Here is a 16,014-nt window from a genome sequence, read left to right as displayed (position 1 = left end):
GTCAGTTCCCTCCGGCGGCGACGGTGCGCTTCTCGATGCGCTTGACGATGTCCGGGCCCACGTCCACGACCCGGTGGACGAACACCCCCGGCAGGTGCACGGCGTCCGGATCGAGCTGCCCCGGCTCGACGAGCTCCTCGACCTGCGCGATGCAGACGCGGCCCGCCATCGCGGCGAGCGGGTTGAAGTTCCGCGCGGCCTTGCGGAAGACGAGGTTGCCGTGCCGGTCGCCCTTCCAGGCGTGGACGAGGGAGAAGTCGGTGGTGATCGCCTCCTCGAGGACGTACTCGCGGCGGCGGCCGCCGACGTCGAAGGTGCGGACGTCTTTGCCCGGCGAGGCCACGGCGACGCTGCCGTCGGGGGCGTAGCGGCGGGGGAGGCCCCCGTCCGCCACCTGTGTGCCCACTCCCGTCTCGGTGAAGAACGCGGCGATCCCCGCGCCGCCGGCGCGGAGCTTCTCCGCGAGTGTCCCCTGCGGGGTCAACTCGAGCTCGAGCTCGCCGGAGAGGAACTGCCGTTCGAATTCGCGGTTCTCCCCGACATAGGAGGAGGTCATCTTGCGGATGCGGCGTGCCGCCAACAGGATGCCGAGACCCCAGTCGTCGACGCCGCAGTTGTTCGACACGATGGATAGCCCGGTGGTGCCCTGCGCCAGCAGCGCCTCGATGAGGGCGATCGGGTTCCCGGAGAGCCCGAAGCCGCCGACGGCGAGGCTCGCTCCATCGCGGATGTCTGCGACGGCCTCAGCCGGCGTCTCGATCTGCTTGTCGATCACGTCGTGTCACTCCCTCGTCCACACGCAGCGCCCGCGTCCTGCGGCGGCGGTGCCGTGGCTTCCGAATGTAGGCGCAGCGACGGCCGGATCGAGCCGCTATCAGCGATCCGAATGGCCGCTATCGATGATCGTGAACGAGGTGGACGAGGAGTTGCTGGACCATAAACGGCGGCGATAGTGAGGATTGGCGAATTCGAGTTCCCTGATGCGCGAGCCAGGTCGAGAGTGGATCCAGACTCACCCCGAGAAGGGATCGAAGATGATCAAACTGCTCTCCCACCTGTCCTTCGTGGCCATCACGTCGCCGGACGTCGACGCGTCGGTGAAGTTCTACGAGGAGCAGGTCGGCCTCCAGGTCGTCGACCGCATCGACGGCGCCGTGTACCTCCGCTGCTGGGGCGACTACTACCGCTACAGCGTGATCGTGGTGCCGGGCGAGGAGCCCGCCCTCGAGACCGCGGCCTGGCGCACCACGAGCCCGGAGGCCCTCGAGGAGGCGGTCCGCCGCCTGGAGTCCGAGGGCATCGAGGGTGAGTGGTTCGAAGGTCACGCGATCGGCCGCGCGTATCGCTTCGTCGGCCCGCAGGGGCACCCCATGACGCTGCACTGGGACGTCGAGCACTACGTCTCCGGCGCCGACCAGGCCTCGATCTTCCCCGACCGCCCGCAGCGCCGCTCCTCCCACGCCGGTGCGCCGCGGCAACTGGACCACGTCACGATCGCCGCGCGCGATGTCGACGAGTTCGCCACGTGGTACGAGCGCGTGCTCGGGTTCCGCATCATGGCCCGCACCGTGCTGGACGAGGCGCCCATCTCCGTCTTCAGCGTTCTGACGACCAATGAGAAGTCGCACGACCTCGGCGTCGTGCTCGACGGCTCCTCGCGCGCCGGCCGCGTCAACCACTACGCCTTCTGGGTGGACACCCGCGAGGAGCTGCTCATCGCCGCCGACGTGCTCATGGAGAACGGCACGCGCATCGAGTACGGACCGAACATCCACGGGATCGGCGAGCAGACGTTCCTGTACTACCGGGAGCCCTCGAGTCTGCGCATCGAGCTCAACACCGGCGGCTACCGCAACTACGTGCCGGACTGGGAGCCCCAGACGTGGAAGCCGTCGCTCGGCTCGAACAACCTCTACCGCAACGGCGCGATGCCCATGTCGATGACCGAGTCGTTCCCGCCGGCCGACGGCCCCTCCGCCACCGAGGAGGGCGTGCCCGACGAGATCAGGGAAGCGCTGCTGAACCCGTACGCTGTGCATGGCCGAGGCTGAGCGCCCCGTTCCCGTGCCGGTCGGGGGCCCGACCGCGCCGACGCGGCCCGCCACCGTGCCGATCACGGGCGCCCTCAGGCCGCCGGTGAACCCCCTGGCGATCCTCTAGACATCCCTTCAGACATCCGAGAACGAGGAGGTTCTTCCATGACCGCAGTGAAGAAGGTCGCGATCGCGGGGTGCGGTGCCGCCAGCATGGCGGCCGCCATCCCCCTGGCCGAGGCGGGCGTCTCCGTCGACGTGTATGAGCTGAAGCCCGAGCTGTCTGCGCTCGGCTCCGGCATCACCCTGCAGGGCAACGCCCTGCGCGCGCTCGGGCGGCTCGGCGTATGGGAGGAGGTCGCCGCCGAGGGCTACCCGTTCGAGGGGCTCACGCTGCGCGGTCCGGGTCCTGACGCCGCGATCATCGCCGAGCTCCCCGAGGTGAAGACCGGCGGCCCCGACTTCCCCGCCTGCATGGGGATGTACCGCCCGGACCTCGCGCGCATCCTCGTCGCCCGCGCCGAGTCGCTCGGGGTGCGCATCCACTTCGACACGAAGATCACCGGGGTCCGGGAGACCGAGTCCGGTGTGCTCGTCGAGGCCGGCGGTGCGCCGGCGGGCGAGTTCGACCTCCTCATCGGCGCGGACGGGCTGCACTCCACCGTGCGCGAGCTGATCGGCATCGAGATCCAGCCCGAGCACACCGGGATGGGCATCTGGCGCGCCTTCGTGCCCCGCCCGGCCGAGGTCACGCAGAGCCAGCTGTACTACGGCGGCCCCGCCTACATCGCGGGGTACACCCCCACGGGCGAGGACACCATGTACGCCTTCCTCGTCGAGGACGCGCAGGACCGCTTCGGCGTGGGGCCCGAGGAGGCCGCGGAGATCATGAAGGGCATCGCGGCGGCATACGGCGGCCCATGGAACGAGATCCGGGCGACCCTGTCCGAGGCGAGTCGCATCAACTACACGTGGTTCACCTCGCACATCATCGACGGCCCCTGGAACCGCGGCCGCATCGTGGTGATCGGCGACGCGGCGCACAGCTGCCCGCCGACGGTCGCGCAGGGTGCCGCGCAGGCGCTCGAGGACGGCATCGTGCTCGCCGACCTGCTCGTCGGGGCCGACGCGGTCGACCAGGACCTGTGGGACGCCTTCCACGCCCGCCGCGCTCCTCGCGCCCGAGCGGTGGTCGAGGCCTCCGTGCAGCTGGGCCGCTGGCAGCTCGAGCACAATCGCGACGCGGACGCGGCCGGGCTCATCTTCGGCGTCGCCCAGCAGATGGCGCTGCCGGCATGAGCGGCGCGTTCGACGTGCGCGCGCACCTCCTGCTGCCCGCTCTCGCGGAGGGCGCATGAGGATCGGCCGCTGGAGCCGGCAGGGAGCGGACGAGGACGGCTTCATCGAGGAGGGCGGGGTGCTCCCGTTCCCTGACGAGCTGACCGTGGCCGAGGTCCTGGCCGCCGGTCTCGGGGCGCTGGTCGCCCTGCGCGAGCGCGCGGGAACTCCCGTGGCCCCGCTCGCCGAGGTGGCGCTGCGCGCTCCGCTGGCACCGGCATCGGTCCGCGACTTCGTCGCGTTCGAGGAGCACGTCGAGGGTGTGAGCGCCTCGGTCGACGGCCGCGGCGAGGTCGTGCCGGAGTGGTATCAGGCCCCGACGTTCTACTTCACCAACCCGCACACGATCGCCGGTCCCGGAGAGGTCATCGCGCCGCCGGAGACGCAGCGCCTCGACTTCGAGCTCGAGGTCGCCGTCGTGCTCGGCGGCGACGGCGAGAACCTCACCGTCGCCGACGCGGCCGAGCGGATCTTCGGCTACACGATCATGAACGACTGGTCGGCGCGCGACCTGCAGGCGCGGGAGATGAAGGTCAAGCTCGGTCCCTGCAAGGGCAAGGACTTCGCCACCACCCTTGGACCCTGGATCGTGACGGCCGACGAGCTGGAGCCGTACCTCGACGACGACGGCTTCCTCGCCCTGCGGGCCGAGGTGTCCGTCAACGGCCGGCGCTACGGCGAGGACCTCGTCTCGAACATGGGGTGGCCTTTCCCGGAGCTCGTCGCCTACGCGTCGCGGAACTCACGGGTCGTGCCGGGCGACATCCTCGGCTCCGGCACCGTCGGCAACGGCGGGTGCCTCGGGGAGCTGTGGGGGCGCGGCAGCGACCTCCCCCCGCTCCAGGAAGGGGATGAGGTGCGGATGACGGTGGAGGGGATCGGCGAGCTCGTCGGATTCGTCGGCGCCCCGGTCGCCGGCCCGCCCATCCCGCCCGCCCGCCCGCGCTCGCGAGCACGGCAGCGCTGACCGCGAAAACAGGATGGTCCCTCCCCGCGTCGCGGAAGGGACCATCCTGTCGTTGGCTGGCGGCTCAGAGGCGCTTGGCCGCGCGGCGCGCGCCCTCACCGAGCGCGTCGAGCTTGGCCCACGCGATCTGCGGGTGCACGCGGCCGCCGAGACCGCAGTCCGTCGCGGCGATCACGCGGTCGGGGCCGACGATCTTCGCGAAGCGCTCGATGCGCTGCGCGACGAGGTCGGGGTGCTCGACGAGGTTCGTGGAGTGCCCGATGACGCCCGGGACGAGGACGAGGTCGTCGGGGACGAGGTCCTTGTTCTCCTCCCAGACTGCCCACTCGTGCTCGTGGCGCGCGTTGGCGGCCTCGAACGAGATCTGCCCGACCTTCGCACCCAGCACCGTCTTGAGGATGTGCTTCAGTTCGATGTCGGTGGTGTGGGGGCCGTGCCACGAGCCCCAGCAGAGGTGCAGGCGCACCTGCTCCTTGGGGAGGCCCGCGATCGCGTCGTTGATGGCGTCGATGCGGATCTGCGTGAAGGCGAGGTAATCCTCGACGGTCGGCTCGGGGTTGATCTGGTCCCAGTTCTCGGCGAGCGACGGGTCGTCGAGCTGGAGGATGAGGCCGGCGTCGGTGATCGCCTGGTACTCGGGCTTCAGCGCCGCCACCCACGCCTGGATGTGCTCGTTCTCGCTGCCGTAGTAGTCGTTCGCGATGCGGGCGGCGGACCCGGGGGCGATCGCGGTCAGGAAGCCGCGCTCGCCCTCGCGGAGCGCGCCGGCGAGGTGGCGCACGTCGGCGGCGACCGCGTCGTGGCCCCGGTAGGAGATCTCGCCGGTCGTGGTCGGGAAGGCCGTGGCGTTCTTGCCCGTGGAGATGCCGCTGGCCGGGTCGGTGTAGGCGTCGCGGAAGATCGTCCAGTCGCGGCGGTCGGGGAACGAGGTGAGCCGGACGCTGCCGGGCTCGGAGCGCACGGGCTGCTGGGTGAAGATGTTCTCCTCGGTGAGGGAGAGGCCGTTGACGCGCTGGAAGGAGTATCCCCACCAGGCGCCGTAGTCGACGGAACTCGACATGGCCTTGCCGAACTCGCCGTCGCCGGGCTGCGTGATGCCCGCCTCGCGCTGACGCTCCACGACGTCGCGAACGGCCTCGGCCACCAGCTCCTCGTACTCGGGCGTCGAGGTCAGGGTGAACCCGTCATCCTCGAAGGTCCGCGCCGCGTTGGCGTCGATGAGGGCCTGTGTGCGCGGCAGGCTGCCGGCGGTGGTCGTCTCGATGGTCGTCATGCTGCTCCTTGTTCGCTCCGGGGGTGGGCCCCGTCGCGACGCTACCGCTCTCGCGCGCCTCGTGTCGCATCGCGTGACCGTCGGTTACTCGCGGTCAGTCGCGGATGGACGGATGGCCCTCGATCGGCTGGCGGGGGATGAAGAGCGACAGCACGACGGCGACGATGCCCGCGGCGATCGCGAGCCAGAAGCACAGATCGAACGCCGCCCGGGTGGGGACCGCGACGCCGTCGATCTCGATGCTCATGGTGGCGAGGACGCCGCCGAGCACGGCGGATGCGCTCGAGGTGCCCACCGATCGGAACAGCGCGTTCAGCCCGTTGGACGCGCCCGTCTCGTCGGCCGGGACCGCCCGCATGATGATCAGCGGCATGGCGGCGAACGTGAAGCCGATCCCCACGCCGATGAGGAGGTTGGCGACGAAGATGTGCCAGACCTCGCTCGACCACAGCAGCACGAGAACGTAGGCGAGCATGATGAAGGACGCTCCGCCCGTGAACAGGGGGCGCGGCCCGATCGTGCGCTCGAGCCATCCGGACAGCGGCGAGATCACCATCATCACGAGCCCCGCGGGCATGACGATCAGCGCAGCACCCAGCATGTCGAGGCCGAACCCGGAGCCCGTCTCGACGGGCAGCTCCAGCAGCTGCGGGAAGGCGACGTTCGAGGAGAAGAGGGCGAACCCCATCCCCACCGCGGCGATGTTCGTGAAGAGCACCGCCGGTCGCGCCGCGACCCGGAGGTCCAGGAGCGGGTCCCGAACGCGCAGCTGGTAGACGCCCCACCCGAGGAGCACCACGAGCCCGCCGATGCCGCAGATCAGCGTCGCGGTGGAGCCCCAGCCCCACTCTGCGCCGCGCGAGACGAACAGCAGCAGTCCGGTCAGCGCCACGGCCAGCCCGATCGCGCCGAGGACGTCGAGCCGCCCCGACGAGCGCAGGATGTCCTCCGGGACGAAGAGCAGGACGAGTACGAGGCCCACGGCGCCGAGCGCCGCGGCCAGCCAGAACAGCGTGTGCCAGTCGGTGTGGAGGGCGAGATATGCCGCCACCGGCATGCCGATGGCGCCGCCCACGCCCATGGTCGCGCTCATCAGAGCGACCGCCGTTCCGAGACGTCGGGGCGGCAGCACGTCGCGCATGATCGCGATGCCGAGCGGGATGACGCCGGTCACGCCGCCCTGCAGGGCGCGGCCGATGATCACGCCGGTGATCGAGCTCGCGAGGGCGGCGATGAGCGATCCCGCGACGAGGAGCACGAGCAGCACGGCGACCACGCGGCGCTTGCCGTACATGTCGCCCAGGCGCCCTGAGATCGGGGTCGCGACGGCCGCGACGAGCAGCGTGATGGTGACGACCCACGACGTGTCCTCGCGGGATGCGTCGAGGAGCATCGGCAGCTCGGCCTGCAGCGGCACGACCAGCGTGAACATGAACGAGGAGCAGAGCCCCGCGAACGCGAGCACCCCGACGGTCAGGAAGCGGGGCGGGTGCCGCGTGCGCCGCCGGCGGGGGTTCTCGTCGTCGCGCATCTCGTTCAGACTATCCGCGGGCTGGCGCCTACGCCGTGGTCGTGCTGACGGGGACCGGTTGCGGTGAATCGTCGTGCCCTCGTCGGATCCTCCAGGTGCGCGCGCGTTTTCGACATTCCTTGGAACGTTTCAGCGGAACTACTCTCGGAAACGCTCGGCGGCCCCTCGCGCTGAGCTTCCCTTGCGAAGGAGCAGATATGTCCATCACGCAGCGCCGCGGATTCCGTACGCTCAGTGCCGTCGCGCTCGGCGCCGGGCTCGCGCTCGTCGTGGCCGGGTGCAGCGCCGGCAGCGGCGACACACGGTCGAGCGATGAGCCAGCCGAGATCACCTTCCAGTCGTGGGTGCCGAACATCGACCAGGCGGTCGACGCGTTCAACGAATCGCACGACGACATCCACGTGACTCTCGAGACGATCACCGCGGGCCCCGACGGAGGGTACGCGAAGATGCTGTCGGCAGTGAAAGCCGGCAACCCGGCGGACGTCGTGCAGCTCGGCTATGACGCCGTGCCCGACTTCCTCGTGAATGACGCCCTGGAGGACATCACCGACTACGTCGGCGACTCCGAGGATCTCTTCGTGCCGTGGCAGTGGCAGACGGGTGTCTTCGACGACCGCGTGTACTCGGTTCCGCAGGCTTCTGGTCCCCTGGGACAGTTCTACCGCAAGGACATCTTCGACTCGCTCGGCCTGGCGTACCCGACGACCTGGGACGAGTTCTACGAGGCGGCCAAGGTCATCCGTGCCTCTGACCCCGACCGCTACATCGCCGCGTTCGCCTTCAACCAAGCACCCTGGATGATCGGGCTCGCGCAGCAGGGCGGTGCGAGCTGGTTCGCCGCCGAGAACGACGCCTGGACGGTCGACATCGACGGCCCGGAGACGCTCACGGTGGCGGAGTTCTGGCAGAAGCTCATCGACGAGGATCTGGTGAAGATCGAGGCCGACTTCTCGAGCGAGTGGAACGCCGACATCCAGAACGGCGATGTCGTCACGTGGATCTCCGGCTCCTGGGCGGACGCCATCCTCCGTGGCACCGCACCGGACACCTCCGGCAACTGGGCCGTCGGTGCGATGCCGCAGTGGAACGCCGGCGACGAGGCCTCCGCGACCTGGGCGGGCGGTTCCGCGAGCGCGGTGCTGAAGGGCTCGAAGGACCCCGAAGCCGCGGCAGAGTTCGCGCTCTGGCTGAACTCCGACCCCGAGAGCGTGAGCATTCTCACCGAGGTCGGTGCGGGATGGCCGGCGATCGCCGACACGTCCGAGATCGCGTCGCTGCAGGACGCGCCCGAGGTCTTCGCCTTCTACGGGGGTCAGGACATCTGGGATGTGTTCGCCGAGTCCGACGCGGCCGTCGCGACGGACTGGACCTGGCCGCCGCTGTCATCGACGCTCTTCGCGTCGCTGACGGACAACGTGAAGGCCGCCGTCGACGCAGGTGAGCCGATCACCGAGGCGTACACGAAGACCCAGACCGACATGGTCGCGGCGCTCGAAGAGCGCGGCATCTCGGTCAACAAGTGATTCCTGCGGGGCGGGCCGGCGCACGCCGGCACGCCCCGCCCCTCTGTCTGGAGACCCCGTGACCGTCCGCGCTCCCCGTCGTCGGCTCCCCGCCGCCGTGTGGCTCTTCGTCCTCCCCTTCGTCGTGATGTTCGTGCTGTTCTTCGTCGCACCGATCATCTACGCCATCGTTCAGAGCCTCTTCGCGACGCGGAGCTCAGGTCTTGGATTCGGCGCCTCGACGCCGACCTTCGTGCTCTTCGACAACTACGCCCGAGCGCTGTCGGACCCCACCTTCGTGGAGAGCCTCTGGCGGCTCATCCTCTTCTCCGCCATCCTCGTGCCGCTCATGGTCGTGACCGCGCTCGGCCTCGCCCTGCTGCTGGACTCCGGGCGCGCTCGCTTCCCTCGGGTGTTCCGAGTCCTCTACTTCGCGCCCTACGGCGTGCCGGGGGTGGTCGCCACGCTGCTGTGGGGCTTCCTCTATGTGCCCGCTACGAGCCCGGTGCTTCAGGCGCTATCCGCGGTAGGCATCGACGCCGACCCGCTCTCCGGTGGAACAGTCCTCTTCTCCATCGCGAACATCGCGCTGTGGGGCTTCGCCGGGTACAACATGATCATCCTCATGGCCGCGCTCGACGCGATCCCGTCTGAGCTGTATGAGGCCGCTCGCATCGACGGCGCATCCTCCTGGTCGACGATCTGGCACATCAAGCTCCCGCTCGTGCGCCCGTCGATCATCCTCGTCACCGTGTTCACGATCATCGGCACCCTGCAGCTGTTCGTCGAGCCTCTCGTGCTGCGCCCGCTCACGACCGCGATCAGCTCGACCTACACGCCCAACCTCGCCGCCTACAACCAGGCGTTCGCCCAGGGCAACCCGAACCTCGCCGCGGCGATGGCCGTGGTCGTGGCCGTCATCGGCTTCGCGTTCTCGTTCGGGTTCCTCCGCCTCGTCAACCGGAAGGGGAACCGCGCATGGTGACCTCGACACCCTCGCGGCGCGCTCCTCGGCGCGGGACCGTCTCGGACGTGGCGGTCAACGCCGTCCTGGTGGTGGCGGCGATCTACTTCCTGCTGCCGCTCGTCTGGGTCCTCGTCGCCGCGACCAAGTCGCCCGCTGATCTCTTCGGCACCTTCGGGCTCTGGTTCTCGGACACACCGCGCGCGTGGGGCAACCTCGTGCTGCTGTTTACGCAGGACGGCGGGCTCTTCACCCGCTGGGTCCTCAACAGCATCCTGTACTCCGGCGTCGGAGCGCTCGTCGCCATGCTCATCGCCTCGGCGTGCGGCTACGCCATCGCGAAGTACCCCTTCCGGGGCCGCGAGGCGCTGTTCTCGATCATCCTCGGCGGGGTGCTCGTGCCGGCGACCGTCATCGCGCTGCCGCTGTACTTCCTGCTCAACACGGTCGGCATGACCGGCTCCTACTGGGCCGTGCTGCTGCCGAGCATGGTCAGCCCCTTCGGGGTGTACCTTGCGCGCATCCACGCGGCCTCGAGCGTGCCCGACGAGGTGATCGAGGCGGCGCGGTTGGATGGCGCGGGCGAGGTCCGCATCTTCGCCACCATGTCGGCGCGGATGATGGTCCCCGCGCTCGTGACCATCTTCCTCTTCCAGTTCGTCACGATCTGGAACAACTACCTGCTGCCGCTCGTGATGCTGAACGACACGCAGACGTTCCCCGTCACGCTCGGGCTCACGCTCTGGAACTCGCAGACCCAGCGCGACCCCGACTTCTACGCGCTCGTGGTGGCGGGGTCCGCGGTCTCGGCGCTGCTGCTGGTCGTGCTGATGGTGGGGTTGCAACGGTTCTGGCGGGCCGACCTCACCGCCGGGGCGACGAAGGGCTGACGCGACACGCGCAAGGGAGGAGCGCCGTCGCGCTCAGCCCTTGCGCGTCTCCCGGTATGCGCGCGGGCTCATCCCGTGCACGGCTCGGAACTGCCTGGAGAAGTAGAACGCGTCTGCCATCCCGATATGCCGACCGACCTCCGCGACGCTGAGGTCGGTCGTGTCGAGCAATGTGCGTGCGCGAGCCATCTTGAGCGAGGTGTGGTGCGCGAGCACTCCGCCGCCGGTGGCCTTCCGGAACTGCGCCGATAGGTGCGACGCGGAGACGCCCAGCAGAGCCGCGAGCGCAGGCACCTGCACCCGCCCATCCACACGCTCCTCCAGGTAGCGCATGGCGCGCTCGAGCGTGGTGTCGCGGTGCGGCAGCAGTCGGTCGACGACGAGCTGCGTGAGGAGGCGCCACGCCATCCCGCTGGTCGCCAGCAGCCGAGCAGGACTGACATCCCGTTCCAGGCTCGTCACGATCTCGTCGATGAGCGAGGTCGCACGTTCCGGAGTGCGCAGCGACAGTGTCACATCGGCGTCGGTTGTACCCGTGGCCACCACGAGCTCCGACACGTCGGTACCACGCACGTGGCACCACCAGATCGTCCAGGGGTCGTTCGCATCCGCACCGTAGGAGTGGGGGACGCCTCCGGGGATCACCACCGCCGTCGACGAGCCGATACGCCGTCGTCCGGCTCGTGTCTCGACCCAGCCCGCGCCGGCCGTGCAGACGATCACGATGGTCTCCTCGGCCCCGCCAGGTCGCCGCCTGCCGTGATGTTCGGCCCGAGGGAAGCATCCCGCATCGGTCACGACCATCCGTCGGGTCACGGGGCGTTCGAGTGCTGCGGCGACCAGGGGGCGAGGGACGACGCTGAGGCGCTGCCGTTCGAAGCCGTCGGCGCGTTCCATCCCTCAATTGTGCGCCTTCGATCATCGGTTCGTCCATGTGCCGACGAGGATCGCCCATTCCGCGCGGCCATGCCCGTTCGTAGCGTGGGAGTGTGACCGAAGACCTCAGCCGCATCTGCCTGCCCGGTGCACCCGCCGACCAGCGCGACATCCTCGACGCGGGCGGTGTCGCCTGCTGGGAGGAGGACGTCGTCATCGACACGTACGATCCGGCCGCCCCCGACCGCTATCCCCTGTTCCTCGACCGCCGCGTCTACCAGGGGTCGAGCGGCAAGGTCTACCCGCTGCCCATGACCGATGCCATCTCGCACGAGAAGCGCCCACGGCGCTGGCGGGCGATCCACCTCGAGAATGCGTACGTGCGGCTCATGCTCCTGCCGGAGATCGGCGGACGCATCCATATCGGGTACGACAAGGTCGCCGACTACGACTTCTTCTACCGCAACAACGTCATCAAGCCGGCGCTCGTGGGGCTCGCGGGTCCGTGGATCTCCGGCGGCGTCGAGTTCAACTGGCCGCAGCATCACCGCCCCGCCACTTTCCTGCCCGTCGAGACATCGATCGAGCGCGAGGCCGATGGCGCCGTCGTGGTCTGGCACGGAGACATCGACCCGCTCCAGCGCATGCAGTCGGTCCACGGGGTGCGCCTGCGACCCGGCTCCACCCTCATCGAGGCGGACGTGCGGTTGCACAACCGCACGGATGCCCCGCAGACGTTCCTCTGGTGGGCCAACGTCGCGGCCCGCTCGCACGAGCAGTACCAGTCGTTCTTCCCTGATGACGTCACCTACGTGGCCGACCACGCACGGCGCGCGATCACGGCGTTCCCGCGCGCAGACCGGCCGTACTACGGCGTGGACTACCCCGCGCTCGCCGCCGAGCGCGAAGGGGCGGACCGAATCGACATCTACAGCAATATCCCGGTGCCCACGTCGTACATGATCACCGACACCGACGACGAGTTCTTCGGCGGCTACGACCACGGCGCCGACGCGGGCTTCGTCCACTGGGCGGATCACGCCCTCTCGCCCGGCAAGAAGCAGTGGACCTGGGGCGACGGCGAGATCGGCCGCGCCTGGGATGACCAGCTGACGGATGGCGACGGCCCCTATGTCGAGCTCATGGCCGGCGTCTACACGGACAACCAGCCCGACTTCGCTTGGCTCCTGCCGGGGGAGACGAGGACGTTCAGCCAGTACTGGTATCCGATCCACGACATCGGGCCGGCGCGCCAGGCGTCGCTCGACGCCGCGATCTCCGTGAGACCGGATGGCGACGGCACGCGGGTGGGCGTCCTCGTCACGCGCGCGTTCCCGGAGGCGCGGATCGAGATCGTGGTCGGAGAGGACGTTCGGGAGGAGCGCGTCTCGCTCGCTCCGGACGCCCCCGTGCAGGTCGCCGTGCCTGCGGCCGCGGTCGACTGCGTCGTGGTCCGCACGGCGGACCGGGTGCTCGCGCAGTGGCAGTCGGAGCGGCGCGACCACGGCGCTCCCTGGGTCGCGACGGCGCCGCCGCAGCCCGAGCAGATCGAATCCGCCGACGAGCTCTACCTGACCGCCGTCCATCTCATGCAGTACCGTCACCCGTCGCGGTCGGCGGTGGCATACCTGGAGGAGGCGCTGCGGCGCGACGAGTCCGACCTCCGGGCCGCGACTCTGCTCGCCGGCTGGCGCCTCCGCCGGGCCGAGTACGACGACGCTCGCGTGCTCCTCGAGCGGGCGATGGCGCGCCAGACCCGCCGGAACCTCAACCCCCGCGACGGCGAGACCGGCTATCTGCTGGGCCTTGTCCTCGAACGCCTCGGCGACTTCGACGAGGCCGAGCGCGTACTCGGGCGAGCGGCGTGGAACGCGGCGTGGCAGCCGGCCGCCACGCTGGTGCGCGCTCGGATCACGCTGCGCCGAGGCGACGCGGCCCGAGCGCTCGCCATCGCTCGCGAGGTCGCCGCCGTCGTCCCGGCCGCGCGTCGGATCGAGGTCCTCGCGCTGCGACGACTCGGCGAAGACAGCAGCGCGCTCCTGCAGACGGCGCGGACGGCTGCTCCGCTGGATCCGGGTTTCGCCGCCCTCGACGGAGCGCTCGCCTCTATCGACCCGCGGACTCCCCTCGAGATCGGCGCGGAGTTCGCTCTCGCCGGCGCGCTTCGCGAAGCGCTCGCCGTCACGGAGTCGGCCGCTCGCCGAGACCACCCCGGCTTCGGGGTGCCCGAGCCGTTGCGCCATTATCTGCGAGCGCATTGGCTCGATCAGGCCGGACCGCCGGAGCGCGCCGATGAGGAGCGCTCGCGTGCCCGCGCGGCCGCCGCCGACTACGCATTCCCCGCCGGACTCGACCAGCACGACGCCCTCGTCGCGGCGCTCGTCGCCGACCCCGGCGACGTCGTCGCGCACGGGCTCCTCGGCATGTGGCTGCTGGATGCCGGCCGCTCAGCGGACGCACTGAGTCACCTGGCCGCGGCGACCGAGGGCGGCAGCATCGATCCCGTGGTGTGGCGCAATCATGCGCTCGCGGTGGTGGCCACGGGAGGCGACCCGGCCGCCGCCGACCGGTTGCTCGAGCGCGCGCTCGCTCTCGCGCCCGAAGCGCGTCTCGTCTTCGAGCGCGAGGTGCTCGATCGAGTGCGCGGCCTGAGCGCGCGGGAGCGGCTCTCGCGGCTCGAGGAGCACGCAGACCTGCTCGATCAGCGTGACGACCTGGCCGTCGTGCACGCGAACCTCCTCCTGGATGTCGGGCGGAACGAAGAGGCGTGGCGCCTCCTCACGACGCGGCGCTTTCGTCCCTTCGAGGGCGGCGAGGGTCGGGCCCTCGCGGCCTACGACCGAGCGGCCTGCCGCATTGCGGCGGCACACTCGGAGGCTCGGGCCGCGATCGCGCTGCTCGAGGAGGGCGTCGCGGCACCCGCCCACCTGGGCGAGGGACGCCATCCCGCCGACCCCATCGCCGAGCGGCTGGTGCTCCTTGGCGACCTTCACCGGCAGATGGGCGACGACGCCGCAGCCGAGTCCGCGTGGCAGCGGGCGTGCGCGCGCTCGCCGCTGGCCGTCGACGAGCGGCCCGCCGACGAGCGCGACTACTGGATCGGGGTCGCGCACAGCCGGCTCGGGGAGTACGAGGAGGCCCGCGCCGTCTGGGCGCGCCTGGAGGCCCGCGCCGACGAGCTCGAGCGCACGAAGGACGTGGTGGACTACTTCGCGACCTCGGTGCCCGAGCTGCTTCTGTTCGACACCGATACCTCCGGCGCGCGCATCGCGCTGGCGCGCCAGCTGCGAGAACTCGCAGCGCGGGGCCGACACCCGGAAGGGGTACTCGCATGACGGAGCGCTATCTCGGCTCGGGAACCGTCTCGGACGACCGTCAGGGTCTGACTGGTGTCGTTCCTGCACACCTGCCGCAACGGCTCACCATCACCCTGTGGGACTTCTCCTGGTACACGCGAGCGGAGGTGGGAGGGCCCTACGCCGATATCGACGTCGCTGTGGTGGACGCCGCCTCGCTCGGGTACAACGCAATTCGCATCTGCGCCGCCCCGCTGCTCACGTTCGGCGACCTCGGACTGGATCCGCGCATCGGCATCGAGGGACTGGGAGCGAGGGCCGACGGGGGCTTCTACGGAGAGCGCACCCGGTGGTATGACGCACCGGGCGGCTACGACATCGACGTCCGCCAGCGGCTCGGCGAGCTGCTGGATGCGTGCGAACGGCACGGTCTCGTCCTCATCCTGGCCTCCTGGGAGTACCAGCAGTCGACGGCGTTCGCAGCCGATCCCACCTGGTTCGAGACGATCGATGCCGTTCCGCTCGGCGAGCGGTATCGAGCGCTCGCGGACGCATGGGACCGCATGCTGGGCTGGATCACCGAGCGCGGCCAGCGCCATCTCGTCGCTCTGGTCGAGCTGCACAACGAGGTCGACTTCTCCATGCTGCCGGCGCTCACCGACGGGGGTGCGGCAGAGGTCGCCCGTCTCGCCGAGCGCCACCCGGATCTCCTCGTCACCGCCAGTTACGGCAAGCCGCCGCATCTCGCCATGCACCGCGTTCCCGTGGAACTCGGCGCCGCCCAGTTCCACGTCTATAGCTACGGCGTGCTCGACGAGCTGCAGAAGCGGATAGACATCCGGTCGGAGGGGTCGAGCGACTTTCCCAACGCCGAGTTGCGCGCGCTGCTGCGGGCGGATGCGCCGACGGTCGAGGAGTACGGACGAGCCGCGGAGTGGAAGTACCGCGCGACTGTGGTGACCGACCAGATGTTCTACGGCTACGACGTCTTGAACCCGCAGGCGTGGGACGACTGGCTCTTTGCGCACTATCCCGCGTATCACGAGGTCATGCGCCGCGAGATCGAGTCACGCGTGATCGCCATCGCGGAGTGGGCCCGCTGGCAGCGGGTCCCCGCGGTCGTCGGCGAAGGCTGGGTCGGCTACACGCCATTGCACGGGACCTTCGAGGAGGGCGAGATCGGTCGATCGCTGGCGGAGCGCGGTATCGATACGGCACTCGAGAACGGCGTGTGGGGCGTCGTGCTCTGCTCGAATGCGGCACCGCACCATCCGATGTGGCAGCTGCGCGAGTGGCAGCGGGAGGTAAACGGGCGCATCCTCAGCGCCTAGGGTGGGGCGC

12 protein-coding genes are annotated in these 16,014 nt (G+C 70.0%); 8 read left to right on the top strand and 4 right to left on the bottom strand.

The genetic code is table 11. The features are described 5' to 3' along the window. Position 1: 1 nt before the first annotated feature. Complete coding sequence (locus QWJ90_RS08190; RefSeq protein ID WP_290107212.1) at positions 2 to 775, bottom strand: CoA transferase subunit A; 774 nt, start codon at positions 773 to 775, stop codon at positions 2 to 4. Between the two features lie 259 nt (positions 776 to 1,034). On the opposite strand from QWJ90_RS08190, the gene QWJ90_RS08185 reads away from it, so the two are divergent. The 3 genes from QWJ90_RS08185 to QWJ90_RS08175 all read left to right on the top strand — a co-directional run bounded on the left by QWJ90_RS08185 (position 1,035) and on the right by QWJ90_RS08175 (position 4,338). Continuing rightward, on the top strand, positions 1,035 to 2,051 hold the full coding sequence (locus tag QWJ90_RS08185; protein ID WP_290107211.1) for a VOC family protein: 1,017 nt from the start codon (positions 1,035 to 1,037) through the stop codon (positions 2,049 to 2,051). A 147-nt stretch (positions 2,052 to 2,198) separates the two neighbouring features. Beyond that, positions 2,199 to 3,332, top strand: coding sequence for an FAD-dependent monooxygenase (locus QWJ90_RS08180; protein WP_290107210.1), 1,134 nt, complete (start codon positions 2,199 to 2,201; stop codon positions 3,330 to 3,332). A 55-nt stretch (positions 3,333 to 3,387) separates the two neighbouring features. Further along, positions 3,388 to 4,338, top strand: coding sequence for a fumarylacetoacetate hydrolase family protein (locus QWJ90_RS08175; protein WP_290107209.1), 951 nt, complete (start codon positions 3,388 to 3,390; stop codon positions 4,336 to 4,338). A 64-nt stretch (positions 4,339 to 4,402) separates the two neighbouring features. Here QWJ90_RS08175 and QWJ90_RS08170 read toward each other — a convergent pair whose 3' ends face one another. Next, on the bottom strand, positions 4,403 to 5,611 hold the full coding sequence (locus QWJ90_RS08170) for a cobalamin-independent methionine synthase II family protein (RefSeq protein WP_290107208.1): 1,209 nt from the start codon (positions 5,609 to 5,611) through the stop codon (positions 4,403 to 4,405). Positions 5,612 to 5,705: 94 nt separating this feature from the next. Then, on the bottom strand, positions 5,706 to 7,142 hold the full coding sequence (locus QWJ90_RS08165; RefSeq protein WP_290107207.1) for an MFS transporter: 1,437 nt from the start codon (positions 7,140 to 7,142) through the stop codon (positions 5,706 to 5,708). Between the two features lie 197 nt (positions 7,143 to 7,339). On the opposite strand from QWJ90_RS08165, the gene QWJ90_RS08160 reads away from it, so the two are divergent. Genes QWJ90_RS08160 through QWJ90_RS08150 form a run of 3 tightly spaced genes read left to right on the top strand, consistent with a single transcriptional unit; the run spans position 7,340 to position 10,501 of the window. Beyond that, a complete protein-coding gene (locus tag QWJ90_RS08160; protein WP_290107206.1) occupies positions 7,340 to 8,668 on the top strand; it encodes an ABC transporter substrate-binding protein in 1,329 nt (442 codons plus the stop codon). 58 nt (positions 8,669 to 8,726) lie between these two features. After that, positions 8,727 to 9,632, top strand: coding sequence for a carbohydrate ABC transporter permease (locus tag QWJ90_RS08155; protein ID WP_290107204.1), 906 nt, complete (start codon positions 8,727 to 8,729; stop codon positions 9,630 to 9,632). A gap of 47 nt (positions 9,633 to 9,679) precedes the next feature. Next, the gene (locus tag QWJ90_RS08150; protein ID WP_290107203.1) at positions 9,680 to 10,501 is read left to right on the top strand and encodes a carbohydrate ABC transporter permease; all 822 of its coding nucleotides are present in this window, start codon (positions 9,680 to 9,682) and stop codon (positions 10,499 to 10,501) included. 33 nt (positions 10,502 to 10,534) lie between these two features. Here QWJ90_RS08150 and QWJ90_RS08145 read toward each other — a convergent pair whose 3' ends face one another. Further along, positions 10,535 to 11,398: an AraC family transcriptional regulator gene (locus QWJ90_RS08145; protein ID WP_290107202.1), complete on the bottom strand. Its 864-nt coding sequence runs from the start codon at positions 11,396 to 11,398 to the stop codon at positions 10,535 to 10,537. A 92-nt stretch (positions 11,399 to 11,490) separates the two neighbouring features. On the opposite strand from QWJ90_RS08145, the gene QWJ90_RS08140 reads away from it, so the two are divergent. Both QWJ90_RS08140 and QWJ90_RS08135 read left to right on the top strand, forming a co-directional pair. Beyond that, on the top strand, positions 11,491 to 14,712 hold the full coding sequence (locus QWJ90_RS08140) for a DUF5107 domain-containing protein (RefSeq protein ID WP_290107201.1): 3,222 nt from the start codon (positions 11,491 to 11,493) through the stop codon (positions 14,710 to 14,712). After that, positions 14,709 to 16,004: a cellulase-like family protein gene (locus QWJ90_RS08135; protein ID WP_290107200.1), complete on the top strand. Its 1,296-nt coding sequence runs from the start codon at positions 14,709 to 14,711 to the stop codon at positions 16,002 to 16,004. The genes QWJ90_RS08140 and QWJ90_RS08135 overlap by 4 nt, the downstream gene beginning before the upstream one ends. Positions 16,005 to 16,014 lie beyond the last annotated feature (10 nt).

The organism is Microbacterium oryzae (assembly GCF_030406385.1).
GTDB lineage: Bacteria > Actinomycetota > Actinomycetes > Actinomycetales > Microbacteriaceae > Microbacterium > Microbacterium oryzae_A.
The sequence above is the reverse complement of the archived record's forward strand: the minus strand, read 5'-3'. Positions and strand labels throughout refer to the sequence as shown.